A 16,712-nucleotide genomic window follows, 5' to 3' on the forward strand; every position below is an offset into this window, starting at 1 on the left:
GCCAGTGGGACCGTGACCTGCCATCGCTTGGCTTCATCATGTTGAACCCGTCGACCGCCGACCACCGGGTGAATGACCCGACCATCACGAGGTGCCTGCAGCGTGCTCTGGCCGGCGGCAAGTTCGGGGGGTCTGGAAGTGGCCAACCTGTTCCCGTTGCGGTCGACGGACCCGGACGGGCTGCTCACACACGCGGCACCGCTGGGTGACCGAGCCGACCGGAACACCGGCGCGATCATGGATGCGATCGAACGCTGCTCGATGGTTATCTGCGCGTGGGGCGCACACAAGGCGGCACCGGCCCAAGCCGCTGAAGTACTGAGGATCATCCGAATGTGCGGCCGCGGCAGTCTGCTGCACCACCTGGGCCCGAACAAGGACGGCAGCCCCAAGCACCCCCTTTACATCGCGGCCAGCACCAGGCCGCAACGATTCACCACCTGAACAAGCGAGGCAGAATAAAGCCAATCACCCTATCGCCCTGCCCGTTCTGTGGACTGCCGGGCCAGATGAAGACCTCGCAGGGCTGGTCGGCCGCAAGCTGTACTGATGTCGCGTGCTGTGGCCACCAGATCGCGTTGACGCACCAAAGCGTGGAAAGGTCCGCAGCGGCTTGGAACCACCGCGTAGGGAGTTCCTAAGGAAATCGCGAGGGCTACTTCTTGGGGACTTCTTTTTGGACCCATCCATTTTCGTGAGCCAAGTCGCGAAATGCATACCAGATCTCAAAGACCTTGTCTGCAACGCCTTGGTCTCGATTGCGAGTGGCTATGCATAGCGCAAGCAAGGTTGCTATGCCACCGTCTACACATGCGATCAGGCCTTCCGTAACTGGATGATGGGACGAATGCCATACTCCAAGTGCGAGACGACACCAAGGCGGTTCGGGTGAGCACCGAAATCTATGCTCGTCTCATAAACCTGTGAGATATAGGAGGCCATGGGCTCGCTTTCCGCGCGAACGGCTTCGATACCCTTCTTGGCCGTAAACAATCTACTGCGCTCCTTACGATCCAAATCTGGGTCCGCCCATTTATGTGCAAGCGAGTCATCCTCCGAGACGATCACTGCATACAGTGCAGCTTCGAGCGCGGCTCGGACCAAAGGCCACACCGCTGCCGCGTGCCCCGCAGTTGCCGTCCGTAGCGCAGCAAGATAGGTGGAGTGAGCAGCGAAGAAAAGCGGGTAAGACATGAAGTGCCCATGGCGCAATTCGGGACCTAGAAAACCCCAAGCACTGACGATCCGATTTAGTATCGAAATCAGCTTCTTGTGCTCGCTCAGAATTTCCTTGGTCCCCTCCGCCGCGGCATCCATGAAAGAGCTCAGTTGATCTTCTGAAGTGCCACTCCAAATCATTTCCGGCGCCTCGCTAGTCATCGATTTTCTCCATTTTTTCCGCTGCATTGGCTGACTTTAAAATGTCCAATTGATCAGCCCACGCCTGCATCATCTGTCAGCGCTCGGGCAGGTACTGCGCGTGGTTATAGGCCGCTCGCACCTTGTTGCGCTCGACGTGCGCGAGCTGGCGCTCGATGACGTCGGACCGAAATCCCAGCTCGTTCAGCGCAGTTGACGCCAGGCCACGGAACCCGTGGCCGGTCATCCGCGAGTGATAGCCCAGCCGGTACAACGCATACAGCATCGTGTTGTTGCTGATGTGGCCAGTCTTGCCGCGTGGGCTATAGAACAGATACGTGCGGTGCCCGGTGATCTCGCGCAGCTCCCGCAGCACGGCCAGCGCCTGCGTGGATAGCGGCACGACGTGGGGGTCGCGCATCTTCATGCGCTCAGCCGGAATCAGCCACTCAGTCTTGTCTTCGTCGATCTCGTCCCATTGCGCCTGGATCATTTCCGTGGTGCGCACGAACGTCAGCGTCATGAGCTGCAGCGCCAGGCGCGTCACCTTGTCGCCTTCGTAGCCATCGATGTCGCGCAGCAGCTTCGGCAGCTCGGACAGCGGCACGCGTGCCTGGTGCTGGACCGGCGCCTGTTTCAGTACGACCTGGCTGTCGATGTCGCTGGCCGGGTTCCGGTCGCACAGGCCATAGACGATGCCGTATTGGAACACCGCGCGCATGCGCTGCAGGATGCGCTTCGTGGTGTCGCGCACGCCGCGGGCCTCGATCCCCTTCAGCAGATCGAGGATGGCCGGCGCGCGGATCTCAGAAATGGGGGTGCTGCCGATCACGGGGAAGACGTCGTTTTCGAGCGAGGCCAGCACCTTGCCGGCGTACACCTCGTTCCAGCTCTCCTTCTGGGTGGCATGCCAGTCACGGGCGACCGCTTCGAAGGAATTGCCGGCGGCGATCTTTGCCGCGCGTCGCTGGTCCTGTTTGACCGCGCCCGGATCCTTGCCGTCGGCGACATGCGACCTGGCCGTCTCGCGCTGCGCGCGCGCCTGTGCCAGCGTCACGCCGGGGTAGGTGCCGAAGCCGAGTCGATTCTCGGCTCCTGACGGCCGGACGTATTTGAAGCGCCAGAGCTTTCGCCCATCGGGCATGACCTCCAAATAGAGGCCACCACCGTCGAAAAGCTTATAGGCACGGTCGCGCGGCTTGGCGTTGCGGATTTTGGTGTCGGTGAGAGGTTCGACCGTACGGGGCATCGCGTAGGGGCACCCATAATCGGGGCATTTGAGAATGCCCCAAAAAGTGACGGATGCCAACGGTTGACGACGACCTTTGACGAACGTCGAAATGCCGGGAAGCCTTGATTTACGGCAGGGGAGCGAACTTCAGAGAACCGCTGCCAACTTGATTATGGTCCCGCCGACAGGAATCGAACCTGTATCTAGCGCTTAGGAGGCGCTCGTTCTATCCATTGAACTACGGCGAGCGGACCGTCTGCACGGTGCCTGCGCCGCGCTGGGGCGGGCGGACCGGAAGACGGGGCGGAGTATAGCAAACTCCGCCGGCGCCGGATCGCCGGCATTCCGCTGGCGCCGCATTTCGCGACGCATCTCGCGGCGGGGCCGGGTGGCGTCCCGCTGCTGGCCGCAGGCGCGGTGGCAGGCGCGGCCACCGCGGGCGGTACAGCTTTCCCAATCGATCAGTCCGGACATGGCGGGCCCCTTTGGCAGTGAAGGTTGCGATGGATCAGGCGGCGTGCAGGCTGGCGAGGTGGAGGCTCGACAGCAAGGCCAGCGCCATATGCAGCACGGTGACCATTGCGGTGCCGGGGTTGCGCAGGCAGGTTTCCACCTGTTCGCTGCGGGCCTGGCCCAGCAGGCACCACGTGCAGAAGTGCTCGCAGTTGTTGGTCAGCAGATGGTAGCGGCTCTCGCCCAGGCGGCTGCGGGCGCGTGACACGGCTTCGGCGCCCAGGTAGCGGGCGCAGGGCTCGGACTTGACCGTCACGCCGTGGCCGTCGGCAAACTGTTCGAGCGTGGTTTCTTCCACGGGCCCAGCGTGCAGCGTGTGGCAGAACCCGGCGTAGTGGATGACAAGGCCCTGGCCGACGTAGATGCCGTGGTGAGCGTAGCCATTGCGTTCGGTCACGAGATGGGCGCCGGGCAGGTAGGCATCTTCCGGGCGGCTGGCTTGCTGTTGGTCTTGGGCGTTCATGGCAGGTCTCGGTCGGTGTCGGTGGCTGGCAGCCAGGGCTGCGTTGGTGCCTACCCAACCGCATCAAGCGTGCCAGACCGCCGGATTGACGACGGGGCAACGGTTTGCGGGAAATCGGGTGATTCGGATCAGGCGGGTTCGTCGGGGCATGCCCAACAGAATTGGCCGCATTGTGTTGGCGCGCGGCCGGCATTTTGGCGACGGCTGCCAGCAGCCCTGAAGTCAGCGCCGGGCCAACACCTGGGCACGCCCCGGCTGACGGCGCTCACCCACCTGTCCACGGTCATCTGTTGGCGGCAGGCCAACGCGTCAGACGGACGATCGGTCACATCGCCAGCGGGACGGACGCCATGCGCGTTCCCATCGTCACATTCCGCCGATTGGCACATCGTTTGCTCTGTACCGGCATCCCCTTCGACGCCAGCCTCAGGAGACCATCATGGCTACGCTCACCATCCGCGACCTCAATACCCAACGCGCACTGGATTTCCGGGCCATGTCGGCCGTGCGGGGCGGCGGCGCGCCGTGGGTTTTCGGCTGGATCCAGCCTTATGTGGCGGCGCGCCCCAGCGCGTTACCCGTCGTGAACTTTTACGAGATCAACTACAGCTTCTATGCTGATCAGATGAACAACCAGTTCCAGAACGTGAACGTCCAGAACACGGCGCCGAATTCGAACGTCACCGTCGACGCCAGCATGGACGCCCGCAACAAGGGACGGCTGGTCTGAGCCCTGCAGCATCCGGCAGGGCTTTCGCGGTGACTTCCAAATATCCGGCGCCCCGGGGGCGCCTTACGCGCGAGCCGGTATCGGCCAGCGCTGGAGCATGCCGTGACCTGCGTATCGCAATTCCGCTGGACCTCCGCGGCCTGCACAGACGTCGGACGGGTGCGGGCGCGCAATGAAGACGCCTGCCTGGACATGCCCGAGCGCGGCATCTGGGCGGTGGCCGATGGCATGGGCGGCCACGCGGTGGGCGACTTCGCCAGCCGCGCGATCATCCAGGCGCTATCGGCGCTGCCCGACCCCGACAACCTCGATGGCGCCGCCGAGAGCGCGCGCCTGGCCATGCAGACCGTCAACCAGCTGCTGATGGAGGAAGCCCTGCGGATGAAGGTGCGCGTGATTGGCAGCACCGTGGTGATGTTGCTGGCCTGCGAGCGCCGCTGCAGCTGCCTGTGGGCCGGCGACAGCCGGCTGTACCTGTTCCGCGACGGCCACCTGAAACAGCTGTCGCGCGATCACAGCCAGGTGGAGCGGCTCAAGGCGCGCGGGCTGATCACGGCCGACGAAGCCAAGCACCATCCCGCCCACAACACCATCACGCGCGCCGTGGGCGCGGCATCCACGCTGGATCTGGAACGGCTGACGCTGGAGATCGGCGATGGCGACGTGTTCCTGCTCTGCAGCGACGGGCTCAGCAACGAGGTCGAGGACGACCAGATCGCTGCCCTGCTGGCCCCGGGCATCACCGATCCGGCGGCTGCCGCCGATGCATTGGTCAAGCAGGCGCTGGACAACGGCGGCCGCGACAACGTGTCGGTAGTGGTGATCCGGGCCGAGGACATCGGCGGCGGATCGGACATGACGCTGCTGAATCCGGAGGTTTGAGGCGACAAACGCAGCCTACTTCCCATCCGCCTGCCGGTTGTTCCTGAAGTCCTTCGAGTGGATGCCGTGCTTCTTCAGCAGCATCTGGATGTGCGACCGGTTCATGTCGAAGCGGCGCGCCAGTTCGGCCACGGTTCCGCCCACTTCCTGCAGCCCGCGTTCCAGGAAGGCCCTTTCGGCCTCGTCGCTGGCGGCGCGCTTGGCTTCGCTGAGCGATGTAGCCGTGCTCAGGTCGGTCACCGTTGCCTTGCCGCCCGCCGCCGCCACGGCCTGCAGGCCGGCCGGTCTGGGCCGGATGTCCTGCGGCAGGTGGGCGAAATCGGCCGTGTCGCCGGCCAGGCATGACAGCCGGTACATCAGGTTGCGCAGTTCGCGGATATTGCCCGGATACTCGTAGTGCAGCAGGAAGTCGCGCAGCCGAGGCGTCAGCTTCAACGGCCGCCGCTTGAGCTGCCCGGCCGCCTCGTCGCCGAAGTACGCCACCAGCAGCGGGATTTCGTCGCGCCGTTCTCGCAGCGCGGGCAGGGTCACGTGGATCACGCTGAGCCGGTAAAACAGGTCTTCGCGGAACGTGCCCTCCTGGCTCATCCGGCGCAGGTCCTTGTTGGTCGCCGCGACGATGCGCGTATCGACGGCGATCACCTCGTCCGAGCCCACCCGCTGGATCTCGTGCGCCTCCAGCACGCGCAGCAGCTTCACCTGCCCGGTCAGCGGCAATTCGCCGATCTCGTCCAGGAAGATGGTGCCCGTATGCGCGCTCTCGAACTTGCCGCGCCGGTCGTTGGCCGCGCCGGTGAACGCGCCCTTCTTGTGGCCGAACAGTTCCGATTCGAGCAGGCTGTCGGGAATCGCGCCGCAGTTGACCGAGATGAACGGCTTGTCGTTGCGCAGGCCGTTGGCGTGGATCACCTTGGCCATCAGCTCCTTGCCGGTGCCGCTTTCGCCGTCGATCAGCACGGGCAGGTCGGTGGGCGCGGCCTTCTCGGCGATTTCCAGCGATTCGAGCAGCCGGGGGTTGTCGCCGAACGTGCCCTCGAAGACAAAGCTGCGCTCCATCAGCGCCTGCCGCCGCTCGCGGGCCGACATCTCCACCGGCTCGACCACCGCCTCCTCGGCCTCTGCCTCGCCCGAGGCCGACGCCGCCGCCACGAAGCGCTCCTTGTGCGACAGGCCCATGACCTCGTCGCGCAGGGTGGTGGCCTGCTTGAGCAGCTTTTCGATGTCGGGCCGCTCCAGCCGTGACGACCAGCGCAGCGTGGAGCGCAGAATCTCGATCCGCTCGATCAGGCCCGCGAACGATACGGCCGAGGTGACGGGGGTGGGGTTGTATAGCTTCATGCCGCACTCAGCTGCTTCTGGACCAACTGGTAGTACATGCCGCGCCGCTCCAGCAGTTCCTCGTGCCGGCCCTGCTCCACGATGCCGCCTTCGTACAGCACCAGGATCTTGTCGGCCTGCATGATGGTGCTGAGCCGGTGCGCGATGATCACGGCCGTGCGGCCCTTCAGGATTTCCTGCATATTGGCCAGGATGTTGCTCTCCGACTGCGTGTCCAGCGCCGACGTAGCCTCGTCGAACACCAGCAGCCGGGGGTCGTGATACAGCGCCCGGGCGATGCACAGCCGCTGGATCTGCCCGCCCGATAGCCCGATGCCGCGCTCGCCCACCACCTGCTCGTAGCCGAGCGGCAGCTTCGAGATGAACGCATGGGCGTCGGCCATCTTGGCCACTTCCTCGATGCGGCGGCGGTCCGGGCTGTCGTCGCCACAGGCAATGTTCTCGGCCACCGTGCCCGAGAACAGCAGGTTGGTCTGCATCACATACCCCACCTGGGCACGGAAGAATTCGGTGTCGATCACGTTCATGTCGTAGCCGTCCACCTTCATCGTGCCGTCGGTCGGCTTGTAGAAGCCCACCAGCAGCTTGGCCAGCGTGGTCTTGCCCGACCCGCTCCGGCCGACGATGGCCACCATCTCGCCCGGCCGCATATGGAAGCTGATGTTCTCCAGCACGTAGGCGGTGTCTTCGCCGCCGTAGCGGAAGTACACGCCGTCGAACTGGATCTCGCCTTGCAGGTCCGGCAGCGAGACGCGCGACATCACGTCCTGAGGCTTCTGCTCCGGATCCAGGTCCAGCACGTCGCCCAGCCGCTCCATCGCCACGCCGGCGTCGTTGAGCTGGCCCCACAGCGCCACCAGCCCCATCAGCGGCGCCAGCACGCTGCCCATGAAAGCGTTGAACGCGATCAGTTGCCCGATCGTCAGTTCGCGCTCCAGCACCAGCGTGGCGCCCACCCAGAGGATCGTGATGGTGGTGGCCGCGTTCAGCACCTGGCTGACCAGCCCCACCAGGATATGGAACGATTGCGCCTGGTACTGCTTTTCCAGCGCCTTGGCGTACTTGCGCTCCCAGCGCAGCCGCACCGGGCGTTCGATGCCCATGCCCTTCACGGTCTCCGCGCCGCCCAGCGTTTCCATCAGGTAGGCCTTGGCATCGGTCGATGCCGCGAACACCTCGCGTGCGTAGCCCTTCACCTTGGGCGTGACCACCACGGTCAGCGCGGCTATCGGGATCACGAACGCAATCAGCAGCAGCGTCAGCTTCACGTTGTAGAGGAACATGATGCTGAAGTAGATGAACACCATCAGCAGGTTCAGCGCCGTGGTGACCGTGGACTCCGTCAGGAACGCGCGGATGGTCTGGTTTTCCTGGAAGCGCGCGAAGATGTCGCCGGTCTTGCGCTTGGCGAAGAACGACAGCGGCAGCGACAGCGTGTGCTTGAAGAAGTGCGACATCATCGCGAAATCCATGTTACGGACCATGAAGTTCGCCAGGTACGCGCGGATGGTGACCATCAGCTGCGTGAACACGTTCGAGATCACCAGTCCCAGGATCAGCAGGTGAAGCAGCCCGATGTTCTGGTGCACCACCACGCCGTCGAGGATGTTCTGGATGATCAGCGGCGGCACCACGCCCAGCACCTGGATCACGAACGTGGCCAGGAACAGATGCGCCAGGATGCGCTTGTACGGCGACAGGTAGCCGATGAAGCGCAGCCACGGCGAGCGCGACACCGCCAGTTCGTTCATCTGCGTGCCGGGCGAGAACAGCAGGCAGGTGCCGCTCCAGCCGCGCTCGAACTCCTCGGCGCTCATCTTGCGGAAGCCGATGGCCGGGTCCGCCACCCACACGTACTGCGACGACACGCCATAGACCACCACGTAGTGATAGCCCTCCCAGTGGATGATGAACGGCAGTTCGAAACCGGTCAGCGCGTCGCGCGTGCATTGCACGCCGCGCGTGGTGAAGCCCAGCGACTCGCCCGCCCGCGCCAGGCTGTCGAGCGTGGCGCCCGCGGTGGTCACATTGGCCAGTTCGCGCAGCTTGCCCAGCGTCATCGGGATGCCATAGTGCCGGCAGATCATCGCCAGGCACGCCGCGCCGCAGTCCATCTCTTCGGCCTGCTCCACCAGCGCGAAGCGGCGGATCAGCCGTTCGCCCAGTTCGGGCCTGGAGTGCAGGTCCAGCAGCACCGGCCGCTTGCGGCGCTCGGCCAGCTTCTTTTGCCGATGAAGTTCGCGATCCACGGTGCGGATGCGTTCTTCCAGCACCTCGCGCAGGCGCGCATTGCGCTCCAGGATCAGCTGCACCGTCTTCTCGGGAATCACCAGCAGCCGCGTGTCGGTGTCTGCGATGGCCGAGGCGATCTGCTCCTGGCGCATCACGCAGGCGCGCTCGCCGAAGATCTCGCCCTGTCCCAGCGTGGCCAGCTGGAACGTGTCGCCATCCTCCTCGCGCACGATGCGCACCGTGCCCTGGCGCACCACGTACAGACGGCGATCCTCGCGCCCGTCCTGCTGCAGGATTTCCTTGCCTGCGGCCACCCGCTTGACGCCCACGCTGCGCACTGCGTCTTCCAGCTCCAGCTTGTCGAGCTTGCCGCGCAGGTCGAACAGCCGCGCCACGAAGCCCCCCGCCGAACTGATGGCCACGTAGCTCGTGATAAAGGCCAGCGCCGCCGGGTTGCCGCCCACGGTCGGCTCGGAGACGGCGCGCGGTATCGTGATCAGCTCGGTCTTGCCCGACGCCCGCACCGAAGACTCGTGCCGGTACTCGCGCAGCAGCGCAATATCGGCAAACACCTCGCCGGTCTTGCGCACGCCCATGCTGATTTCCTTGCCGTGCTCCTCGTTGAACACGCGCACGGAGCCGCTGCGCACGATGAAAATGCCGTCCGCCGGCTCGCCCGCATTGCAGACCGTGTCGCCAAAGCCGAAATGCAGCGTGCGGGCGCTGGCGGCCAGCCGCTCGATCTCGTCGCGCGATAGCGGCGACAGGATCTCCACCGTGGCCAGGAAGTCGGCCAGCGACTGTCCGGCGGGCGGCGCGGCTGCGGAAGCGGCCGGCGCCGCCGCCTCGCTAGCGGGCTTCGATGACATGTTCCTGCGCCCTGGCCATCAGCCATTCCTCGCGGAGCAGCCGGCGAATCTCCACGGTCACGTCGGGGTCCAGCCGGGCCGGATGCTTCGCGCGCACCAGGAAGACCTCGAAGAACGACTTGTCGGGCGCCGGGAACGGCCCCAGCAGGTCGCCGGGCTCGGCGTTGAACACTTTGGCCTCGATGTCGCCCTTGAGCGATCCGCGCAGCACCTTGCCGATGTCGCCCCCCTGCTCGCGCGTATCGGCGATCGAATGCTCGCGCGCCATCTCGGCGAACGCGTCGGGATCGTCCTGCAGGTACGACACCAGCTCCTTCGCCTTGCCCTCGGTGTCCACCACGATATGGCTGACCTCGATGCTGTCGAACTTCGGTGAATTAAGCTGGAAGTACGATTCCACCGCCTGGTCCGTGCAGACCTGCTCCATCATCTTTTCCTGGTACAGGCTGTCGGTGATGAAGGTCTCGAACTCGTCCAGCGTGATGTTCAGCGCATCGAGGTAGTGGTTCATGTCCGCCGCCCGGTGCAGGCCATGCACGCGGCGGAACTGGTCGGCGCGCTCCTGCACCTCCTCCGGCGCCAGCTTCAGGCCGTGGCGCCGCGCCGCGTGGGCGGTCAGCTTGTCGCGCACCAGCTGCTCCACCAGCCCCTCGAACTGGCCGGTCAGCTTCAGGACCCTCACGAATTCGTCGACGCCGATCATTTCCTCGTCGATGCGTACGATGGCTGTCATCGCCCTCTCCTCAACATTCATCCCGCGACCTGCCTGAAGGGATCGAGCCCCAGGTCGATCAGGCGTCTTTCCCGCACCACGATCTCCGCCGTGGCGGTCATGCCGTAGCGCAACGGATACTTGTTACTGGCCACGCTGTAGTAGTCCTGCGCCAGCCGCACGCGGCCCTCGTACACCGGCTGCTTGTCGGGGCCCGACGGCTTGGTGGCCGGCGAGATGTATTCGAGCGTGCCCGCGATCAGGCCGTACCGCTGGTACGGGAACGCGCTGAACTTGAGCTTGACCGGCAGCCCCTCGCGCAGGAACGCCCGGTCGCGCTCGGCGATCTCGATGCGCAGCATCGGCCGGGCATCCTTGGGCGCGATGCCGCCCAGCGGCGTATTGGCCTGCACCTTGTCGCCACGCTGGGTGGACGTGACATCGGTGATGACGCCCGACACCGGCGCCAGGATCAGCAGGAAGTTGTCCTTGTCGATGTTCTCGAACCTGATGCGTGCGGCGGCATCGGCCACCAGCCGGGCCGTCTGCACCTGCAGGCGCAGCTTGTCCTCGGTGCTGGTGATCTCGCGCACGGCGGCGTCGTACTGCACGCGCAGGCTGGCCAGTTCCTGGCCGCTGCCTTCCAGCTGCGCGCTGGCCTGCGTGAATTCCTGCGCCAGCCGGGCATCCAGTTCGGCCAGCCGCGACTGGGCCACGCGCAGGGTGTTCTCGGCCTCCTGCGTGGCCGCGCGCTTGGCTTCGACCTGCGATTGCGACACCCCGCCGCCCGCGGGCAACGCGAACAGCCGCGCATAGCGGTCCTGCTCCTGACGCGCAAATTCCCGTGCCCGCCGCGCGTTTTCCAGATTGCTGCGCGCCTCGGCCAGCTGCGCGCGCTGCTGCTCGGCCAGCCGCGTCGTCCCTTCGGCCAGCCGGTTCTCGTGCTGGCGCGAATTGAGTTCGATCTGCTGCTTCAGCGCCAGTGCGCGGCGCTCCAGCAAGGCCTTGCGCTCCGGAAACTGCTTCCACTCGCGTTCGGCGTCTTCGAGCTTGAGCTGGGCCTGCAGCGCATTGGCCGCCGCCTCGATGGCACCGCGTGCGTTCAACCGCGCCACCACGTCGTCCTTCGACACCGGCTGGCCCTCGGCCACGTAGAGATCGACCAGCTCGCCATCGACCGGCGCGTAGAAGCGCCGCACCTCGGACTCCGGCGCGAGCGTGCCCTGCGCGGTCACGATGACGTCCGCATGGCCGAAGAACGACCACAGCAGCGCGCACAGCACCAGCAAGCCCGTGGTGACCACGGCCAGCAGCGTTAGCCGGCGCGGCTCGGCGCTGAGTAGCGCGATGCCTTCGGCGCTATGGTCCTCTAGCGCCTCGGTCAGCGGCCGCAGCTTGTTGTCGCGGTTCTCGTCCTTCATGGCGTACTCCCGGCTTCGGGTTTCGCGGCTGCGGCGGCGGTCGCGGCCGGCGCGGCGTTGCCGTCCTTGCCCCCGCCCTCCTTGCCGTCCGCCTTCCCGCCCTCCTTGCTGCCCTCGCCCACCAGCGCCAGCTTGGCCTTGAGCACCGCCGGGTCCAGCACCATGCGCAGGTCGTTGAGCGACCGGCGCTGGGTGTCGACTTCGGCCTGGATGTCGTCGCGGATCTTGCTCCACTGCGCCGAATCCTCGATCTTCAGCTGGGCGTAGATGCGCAGCCCCTTGCGCGCGTCGTCCTGGGCATCGGCCAGCAGGCGGGCCTGCGAGCGGAACTTGGCGGAGATGCCCGATTCGAGCCGCTGTTCGCCGGCAATCAGGCCGTTGTTGCGATACTGGCGCCATGCCGTGGCCGCGCGGTTCAGCAGCTGGTTGGCGCGGCGCAACGCCGCGTCACGGATGCTGTTCACATCGGCGTCGATGTTGCTGGCGAAGTAGCCGTCGGTCTTCGGGTCCAGCGACTCGTAGAACGCCAGCAACTGTTCCTCGTAGCCAGGCGATCCGCGTCCGGCCTTGATCGCGGCGTACTGCGCCAGCACCTGCTCCTTGTGGACAACATCCTTCGCCACATCGGCCGCCCACGGCCCCGCCGTGACGGTCTTCAGCGCGGCCAGCGCGGCCGCGCCGTCGCCCTGCTCCCAAGCCTTGCTGGCCGCCAGGTACTGCTTCTGCACGTCCTCGCCCGGCAGGCGCGTGGCCTTGAGTTTCTGATAGGCGGCCTGGAACGGCGGCGTGGCAAAGCTGGCCTTCTGCATCAGCGCCACCAGCGGGCCCGGCGCGCGGACGCGCAGCGACTCGATCATCGCCGTGTACTGGTGCAGGTCGCGCTCCACGCTGTCCAGCCCCACCAGGCGCGGATACTTGTCCTTGTAGTCGGCCAGCATCGACTGCAACGCCTCGGGCTGATCGCGGCCCAGTTCGGTGGCGATGGCCGCGTTGAGCCGGTCGATGGCGGCCAGCAGAACCGATTCGTCGTTCTGCAGCCGGCGCAGATCGCTCAGCGCGCGCGCGTAAGTGTCGCGGAACGACGGCACGTCGTTGGCGATGCGCCCCAGCAGCCGCTGGTGCGACGCGGTGTCGTCCTCCCATCGCCGCAGCAGGTCGCGGATCTTCGCCTCGTCCGAGTACATGCGGATCGGGCCGTCGATGCCGCCGCGCTGGGCCACGTAACGCTCAAGGTCTCCGACCCACGCAAGCTGGCCGGTCAGCGCCTGGCCGTCGGTATTGTGCTGGCTGCGGGCCCGCATCTCGCCAAGCACCGCGTTGGCGCCGGCGGCATCGCTGGCTTGCAGCCGGGCCGACCATTGCGGCACGTAGCCGCGCATCAGTGCCTCGGCGCCAAGCGCCTGGTAGCGTGCGTCGTCGGGGTGGCGCGACAGCACCTTGTCGGCCACTTCCGCCGCACGCACGTACTTGCCTTCGTCGACCAGCGCCTGCAGTGACCTGTCGGGCGCGCCGCGCCACCAGACATAGCCGCCGGCGATCACCAGCACGGCGATGATCAGGATGGCCACGCGCGCGGCTCGCTCCAGTTGATGGCGGTCGCGGATGCCGAAGCTGCGCACCGCCTCCAGCATCATCATCGTCATCCGTCCGCGCGGCGCCGGCGCATGGGCGGGGCCCGCCGCGTCGGGCATGGCTTCGGGATTGACCTCGTCCTCCTGCGCGGCGCGATAGTCCATGCAGAAGATGTCCAGGAAGGAATCGGCCGCGCCCACGAAGGTGGTCTTGTCCGGATCGACGTCGCCCGGCGTGGCTTTCGCGCCATTGACCGCCGGCGCGGCGTGGTGCGGCATGTCGGACGCATTGGGCGGGGCGGGCGCTGCCAGCGACGTCCTGGTGGCGGTGGCGTCGGCATCGGTCTCGCGCTCGATCCCCACGCGGTAGACAAAGTGGCTGCCGCCGAACGCCACCACGTCGTCGGGCTCCAGCCGCACCGACTGGTCGCGCAGCCGCACGCCATTGACGAAGGTGCCGTTGGTGCTGCCGAGGTCCTCGATCCACGGCACGCCGTGCTTCAGGTACACGTGCGCATGGCGGCGCGACAGGTAGTTCACCTGGTGCGGGTACTGGTCGCGATAGCGGGCAAAGGTGTCGTCGGCCTTGTTGACCATGAACGGGAAGCCGGCGATGACAACCGGCTGCAGGCCCAGGTCTTCGCGCATCGGGGTCAGCGTGACCGCCACGCGGGGCGGCTCGGGCTCTGCCGGGCGCGGATACAGCCGCACGCGATAGGCCAGGTCCGCGCCAAAGCTGACCTCGTCGCCATCGCTGAGCCGCGCCGGCTGCTGCGCCACGCTGTCGCCGTTCACGCGTGTGCCGTTCTTGCTGCCCAGGTCGGCCACGTACACCGCGCCGTCTTCCGAGAAGATGCGCGCGTGCCGCCGGGACAGCACCGACACGGCTTCGGTCGGATACGCGGCAAACGGCGCCTCGCCGCGCCCGATCGCGAACAGGTCCTCGTCGATACGGATCTCGCCGAGCTCCGGGCGCGACACGGGCATCAGCAGGACATCGAATGCCTGGCCGGCGTGGGGCGTCATGACCGGCACATCCATGAAGGGAGCTTCGTCGCGCGTCATGTTTCACCTGAGCCAACAGTGCAGCCTGTGGCGCGCAACCGCGCACCAACGCGGCGACGGGGTCGGCATGCGTCGGCAAGGGGGCGGCAGGTCACGGGTAAGAACATAGTAGGCCACGCTTGGGGGGAGTCAATGCGCTGCGGCGCAGCGTTGCGCAAACGCCAGCGCCACGCGGGTTTCAGGCTTGAAACGGTTTGTGCGCCGCTGCGGCTAACGCGCCGCCTTGGACGCCGCCGCCCCGGCCGGCGACGCCGGCTCGGCCGCGGTGTCCACGCGGTTGTTGCGCACGTCCACATCGGGCCAGCCGCCGCCCAGTGCCTTGTACAACGTGACGGTATCGGCCAGGATTTGTTGGTACGCCCCCAACAAGGATTGTTCGGCCGTCAGAAGCGAACGTTCGGACTCGAAAACGTCGAGTTGCGACGCGATGCCTTCGCGCGCCTGGGCGTCGATCTGCGCGCCCACGACGCGCAGCTGGCTCACCTGCTGCTGCAGCTCCACGCGCTGCTTCTTGTGCGCATCGACATTGACCAGCGCACTCTCCACTTCCTCGAAGGCGGTCATGACGGTGCGGCCGTATTCGTTCTCGACCACGCCCACGTTGGCCTCGGTGGTCTTCACCCGGGCGCGCACGTTGGGGTCCAGCATCGGCAGGTTGATGCTGGGCATGAAGCCGAAGGTGAAGGACTTCATCAGGTCGGACAGCGCGAAGCTGGCGGTGCCGCCGCGCGCGGTCAGGCTGATGCTCGGCAACTGCGCCAGGCGCGCCTGGCCGACCAGGTCGTAGGCGGCCAGCACGCGATATTCGGCGGCGACGATATCGGGCCGCCGCGCCAGCAGTTGCGAAGGCAGTCCGGCCGGCACCACGGGCAGCTTGATGCGCTCCTGCAGCTTGCCCGGCGGCACCTTGAGTTCGCCGGCGGGCACGCCGACCAGCGTGGCCAGCGCGTTTTCGGCCACGTCGCGCGACCGCTTCAGTTCGAGCAGGTCCTTGGTCAGGCGATTGATTTCGGCCTGCTGCTGCATCACGCGGATCTGCGGCAGCAGGCCGTTGGCGAGCATGGCCTTGTAGGTGCCCAGGATGTCGTTGTTGCGCGACAGCGTATGGCGCTGTTGCGCGAGTTGCTCGTCGAGCAGCAGGATCGTGAAGTAGGTGATCGAGACATCGGATACCAGCGACAGATAGCCTGCGCGCCAGTCGGCCTCGGTGGCGCGAAACTCGGCGGTCTGGGCCTGCACGCCCTTTTCCACCTTGCCCCAGACGTCGATGTCCCAGTTCACGGTGCCGCCCAGGTTATAGGTGCGCGACACCGGCTGGCCGGTGGTCTTGCTGATGTCCACGCCGGCGCCGATATCGAACACCGGCAGCGCCCCCGCGCGCGCCTCGGCAATCTGCGCGTTGGCCACGCGGATGCGGGCGGCCAGCACCTTGATGTCGTAGTTGCCCGACAGCGCCTTGGCCACGAGCTGGTCCAGATAGGGATCGCCAAAGCCCTGCCACCAGTTCGGCAGGACCGTCTCGGCCGGGGATACGGTAACCGACTCGCTGCTGGTCCAGGCCGCCTTGGCCGGCGTTTCGGGCCGGTGGTACTCGGGGGGCCGGAAATCGGCACAACCGGCCAGCAGCGCCACGGACAGGGCCACGCCCGACAACTGGGACATGCGGCGCGGAACAAAGGCGAATGCGTTCACGATGGCTTCCTGCTTGAAACGCGAGCGGACCGTGACAGGGCGTCCTGGCGTTCGATCTGTATTGTGGGTCGGCATGAGGCAGACGCCAACCTCGGCGTGCGTGCCCGGCGAATCTGCGGGCAAAGGAAATCGGCGGACAAAGCAGGGCGACGGGCAAAAAAGCGCCGGGGCGGAGGTGTCCCCGGCGCAAGCTCCCCGTGCGGCTGTTGCGGCGGCGGCCTGTTGGCCGGCCTGCGCGCCGCTGCCGCCTGAACCGTACGAATATCAGGCGTTGTTCTGGGCGTACTGGTTCGTCGTCACGTTGTTGTGCATGTGCTCCTGGAAGGCCGAGCCGTTGCCGAAGTAGTTGGCCACGTCCTGCAGCTGCTGGTTCGACTGCGTAATCGTCTTGTGCGAATCGAACGACAGACTTACCGGCGTGAAGATCGAAGTGCGCGGGGCGAACACCGCGATGCCGCCGCGCACGGCGTTCAGCGCCTTGGCGTCGAGGGTTTCGGTCGAGGACAGGTCCTTGATGGTCAGCGTGGTCATGATGTGTCTCCTGGAAGAGGAAGGTACTGCCTGGGTCTGGGTGATGAGCATCGGGTTGGTGTCGCGCTCGGACCAGATATCGCAGCAAGCGTGCCAGCGCGGG

15 protein-coding genes and 1 tRNA gene are annotated in these 16,712 nt (G+C 66.2%); 5 read left to right on the forward strand and 11 right to left on the reverse strand.

Annotation, left to right across the window (positions count from 1 at the left end):
• Positions 1 to 38 precede the first annotated feature (38 nt).
• The 3 genes from BLQ58_RS29375 to BLQ58_RS29720 are packed head-to-tail and all read left to right on the forward strand — an operon-like array spanning position 39 to position 641.
• Positions 39 to 209, forward strand: coding sequence for a DUF1643 domain-containing protein (locus tag BLQ58_RS29375; protein WP_254775794.1), 171 nt, complete (start codon positions 39 to 41; stop codon positions 207 to 209).
• Positions 139 to 444: a DUF1643 domain-containing protein gene (locus tag BLQ58_RS29380; RefSeq protein WP_254775780.1), complete on the forward strand. Its 306-nt coding sequence runs from the start codon at positions 139 to 141 to the stop codon at positions 442 to 444. The genes BLQ58_RS29375 and BLQ58_RS29380 overlap by 71 nt, the downstream gene beginning before the upstream one ends.
• The gene (locus BLQ58_RS29720; protein WP_368086165.1) at positions 336 to 641 is read left to right on the forward strand and encodes a Lar family restriction alleviation protein; all 306 of its coding nucleotides are present in this window, start codon (positions 336 to 338) and stop codon (positions 639 to 641) included. The genes BLQ58_RS29380 and BLQ58_RS29720 overlap by 109 nt, the downstream gene beginning before the upstream one ends.
• A gap of 175 nt (positions 642 to 816) precedes the next feature.
• Here the strand turns inward: BLQ58_RS29720 and BLQ58_RS02190 are convergent, their stop codons facing one another.
• The 4 genes from BLQ58_RS02190 to BLQ58_RS02205 all read right to left on the reverse strand — a co-directional run bounded on the left by BLQ58_RS02190 (position 817) and on the right by BLQ58_RS02205 (position 3,566).
• Positions 817 to 1,380, reverse strand: a complete 564-nt coding sequence (locus tag BLQ58_RS02190) for a hypothetical protein (RefSeq protein ID WP_092594340.1) — start codon at positions 1,378 to 1,380, stop codon at positions 817 to 819.
• 76 nt (positions 1,381 to 1,456) lie between these two features.
• Positions 1,457 to 2,608: a tyrosine-type recombinase/integrase gene (locus BLQ58_RS02195; protein ID WP_092594341.1), complete on the reverse strand. Its 1,152-nt coding sequence runs from the start codon at positions 2,606 to 2,608 to the stop codon at positions 1,457 to 1,459.
• Between the two features lie 155 nt (positions 2,609 to 2,763).
• Positions 2,764 to 2,838 (reverse strand) — tRNA-Arg (locus tag BLQ58_RS02200).
• A 260-nt stretch (positions 2,839 to 3,098) separates the two neighbouring features.
• Positions 3,099 to 3,566, reverse strand: coding sequence for a lecithin retinol acyltransferase family protein (locus BLQ58_RS02205; protein WP_092594342.1), 468 nt, complete (start codon positions 3,564 to 3,566; stop codon positions 3,099 to 3,101).
• A gap of 439 nt (positions 3,567 to 4,005) precedes the next feature.
• On the opposite strand from BLQ58_RS02205, the gene BLQ58_RS02210 reads away from it, so the two are divergent.
• A complete protein-coding gene (locus BLQ58_RS02210) occupies positions 4,006 to 4,296 on the forward strand; it encodes a hypothetical protein (RefSeq protein ID WP_092594343.1) in 291 nt (96 codons plus the stop codon).
• A gap of 102 nt (positions 4,297 to 4,398) precedes the next feature.
• Positions 4,399 to 5,178, forward strand: a complete 780-nt coding sequence (locus BLQ58_RS02215) for a PP2C family protein-serine/threonine phosphatase (RefSeq protein ID WP_092594344.1) — start codon at positions 4,399 to 4,401, stop codon at positions 5,176 to 5,178.
• A 15-nt stretch (positions 5,179 to 5,193) separates the two neighbouring features.
• Here the strand turns inward: BLQ58_RS02215 and BLQ58_RS02220 are convergent, their stop codons facing one another.
• From BLQ58_RS02220 to BLQ58_RS02250, 7 genes are all read right to left on the reverse strand, one after another.
• Positions 5,194 to 6,516, reverse strand: coding sequence for a sigma-54 interaction domain-containing protein (locus BLQ58_RS02220; RefSeq protein WP_092594345.1), 1,323 nt, complete (start codon positions 6,514 to 6,516; stop codon positions 5,194 to 5,196).
• Positions 6,513 to 9,617, reverse strand: coding sequence for a peptidase domain-containing ABC transporter (locus BLQ58_RS02225; protein ID WP_092594346.1), 3,105 nt, complete (start codon positions 9,615 to 9,617; stop codon positions 6,513 to 6,515). Before BLQ58_RS02225 ends, BLQ58_RS02220 begins: the two co-directional genes overlap by 4 nt.
• Positions 9,598 to 10,350: a peptidylprolyl isomerase gene (locus tag BLQ58_RS02230; RefSeq protein WP_092594347.1), complete on the reverse strand. Its 753-nt coding sequence runs from the start codon at positions 10,348 to 10,350 to the stop codon at positions 9,598 to 9,600. Before BLQ58_RS02230 ends, BLQ58_RS02225 begins: the two co-directional genes overlap by 20 nt.
• A 17-nt stretch (positions 10,351 to 10,367) precedes the next feature.
• Entirely contained in the window at positions 10,368 to 11,750 is a 1,383-nt protein-coding gene (locus BLQ58_RS02235) for an HlyD family secretion protein (RefSeq protein WP_092594348.1), read from the reverse strand.
• The gene (locus tag BLQ58_RS02240) at positions 11,747 to 14,386 is read right to left on the reverse strand and encodes an FHA domain-containing protein (RefSeq protein WP_092594349.1); all 2,640 of its coding nucleotides are present in this window, start codon (positions 14,384 to 14,386) and stop codon (positions 11,747 to 11,749) included. Before BLQ58_RS02240 ends, BLQ58_RS02235 begins: the two co-directional genes overlap by 4 nt.
• A 210-nt stretch (positions 14,387 to 14,596) precedes the next feature.
• A complete protein-coding gene (locus BLQ58_RS02245) occupies positions 14,597 to 16,048 on the reverse strand; it encodes an efflux transporter outer membrane subunit (protein WP_092594583.1) in 1,452 nt (483 codons plus the stop codon).
• A gap of 294 nt (positions 16,049 to 16,342) precedes the next feature.
• Positions 16,343 to 16,609, reverse strand: a complete 267-nt coding sequence (locus tag BLQ58_RS02250) for a hypothetical protein (RefSeq protein ID WP_092594350.1) — start codon at positions 16,607 to 16,609, stop codon at positions 16,343 to 16,345.
• Positions 16,610 to 16,712 lie beyond the last annotated feature (103 nt).

It is taken from the genome of Ralstonia sp. 25mfcol4.1, from assembly GCF_900104095.1.
GTDB lineage: Bacteria > Pseudomonadota > Gammaproteobacteria > Burkholderiales > Burkholderiaceae > Cupriavidus.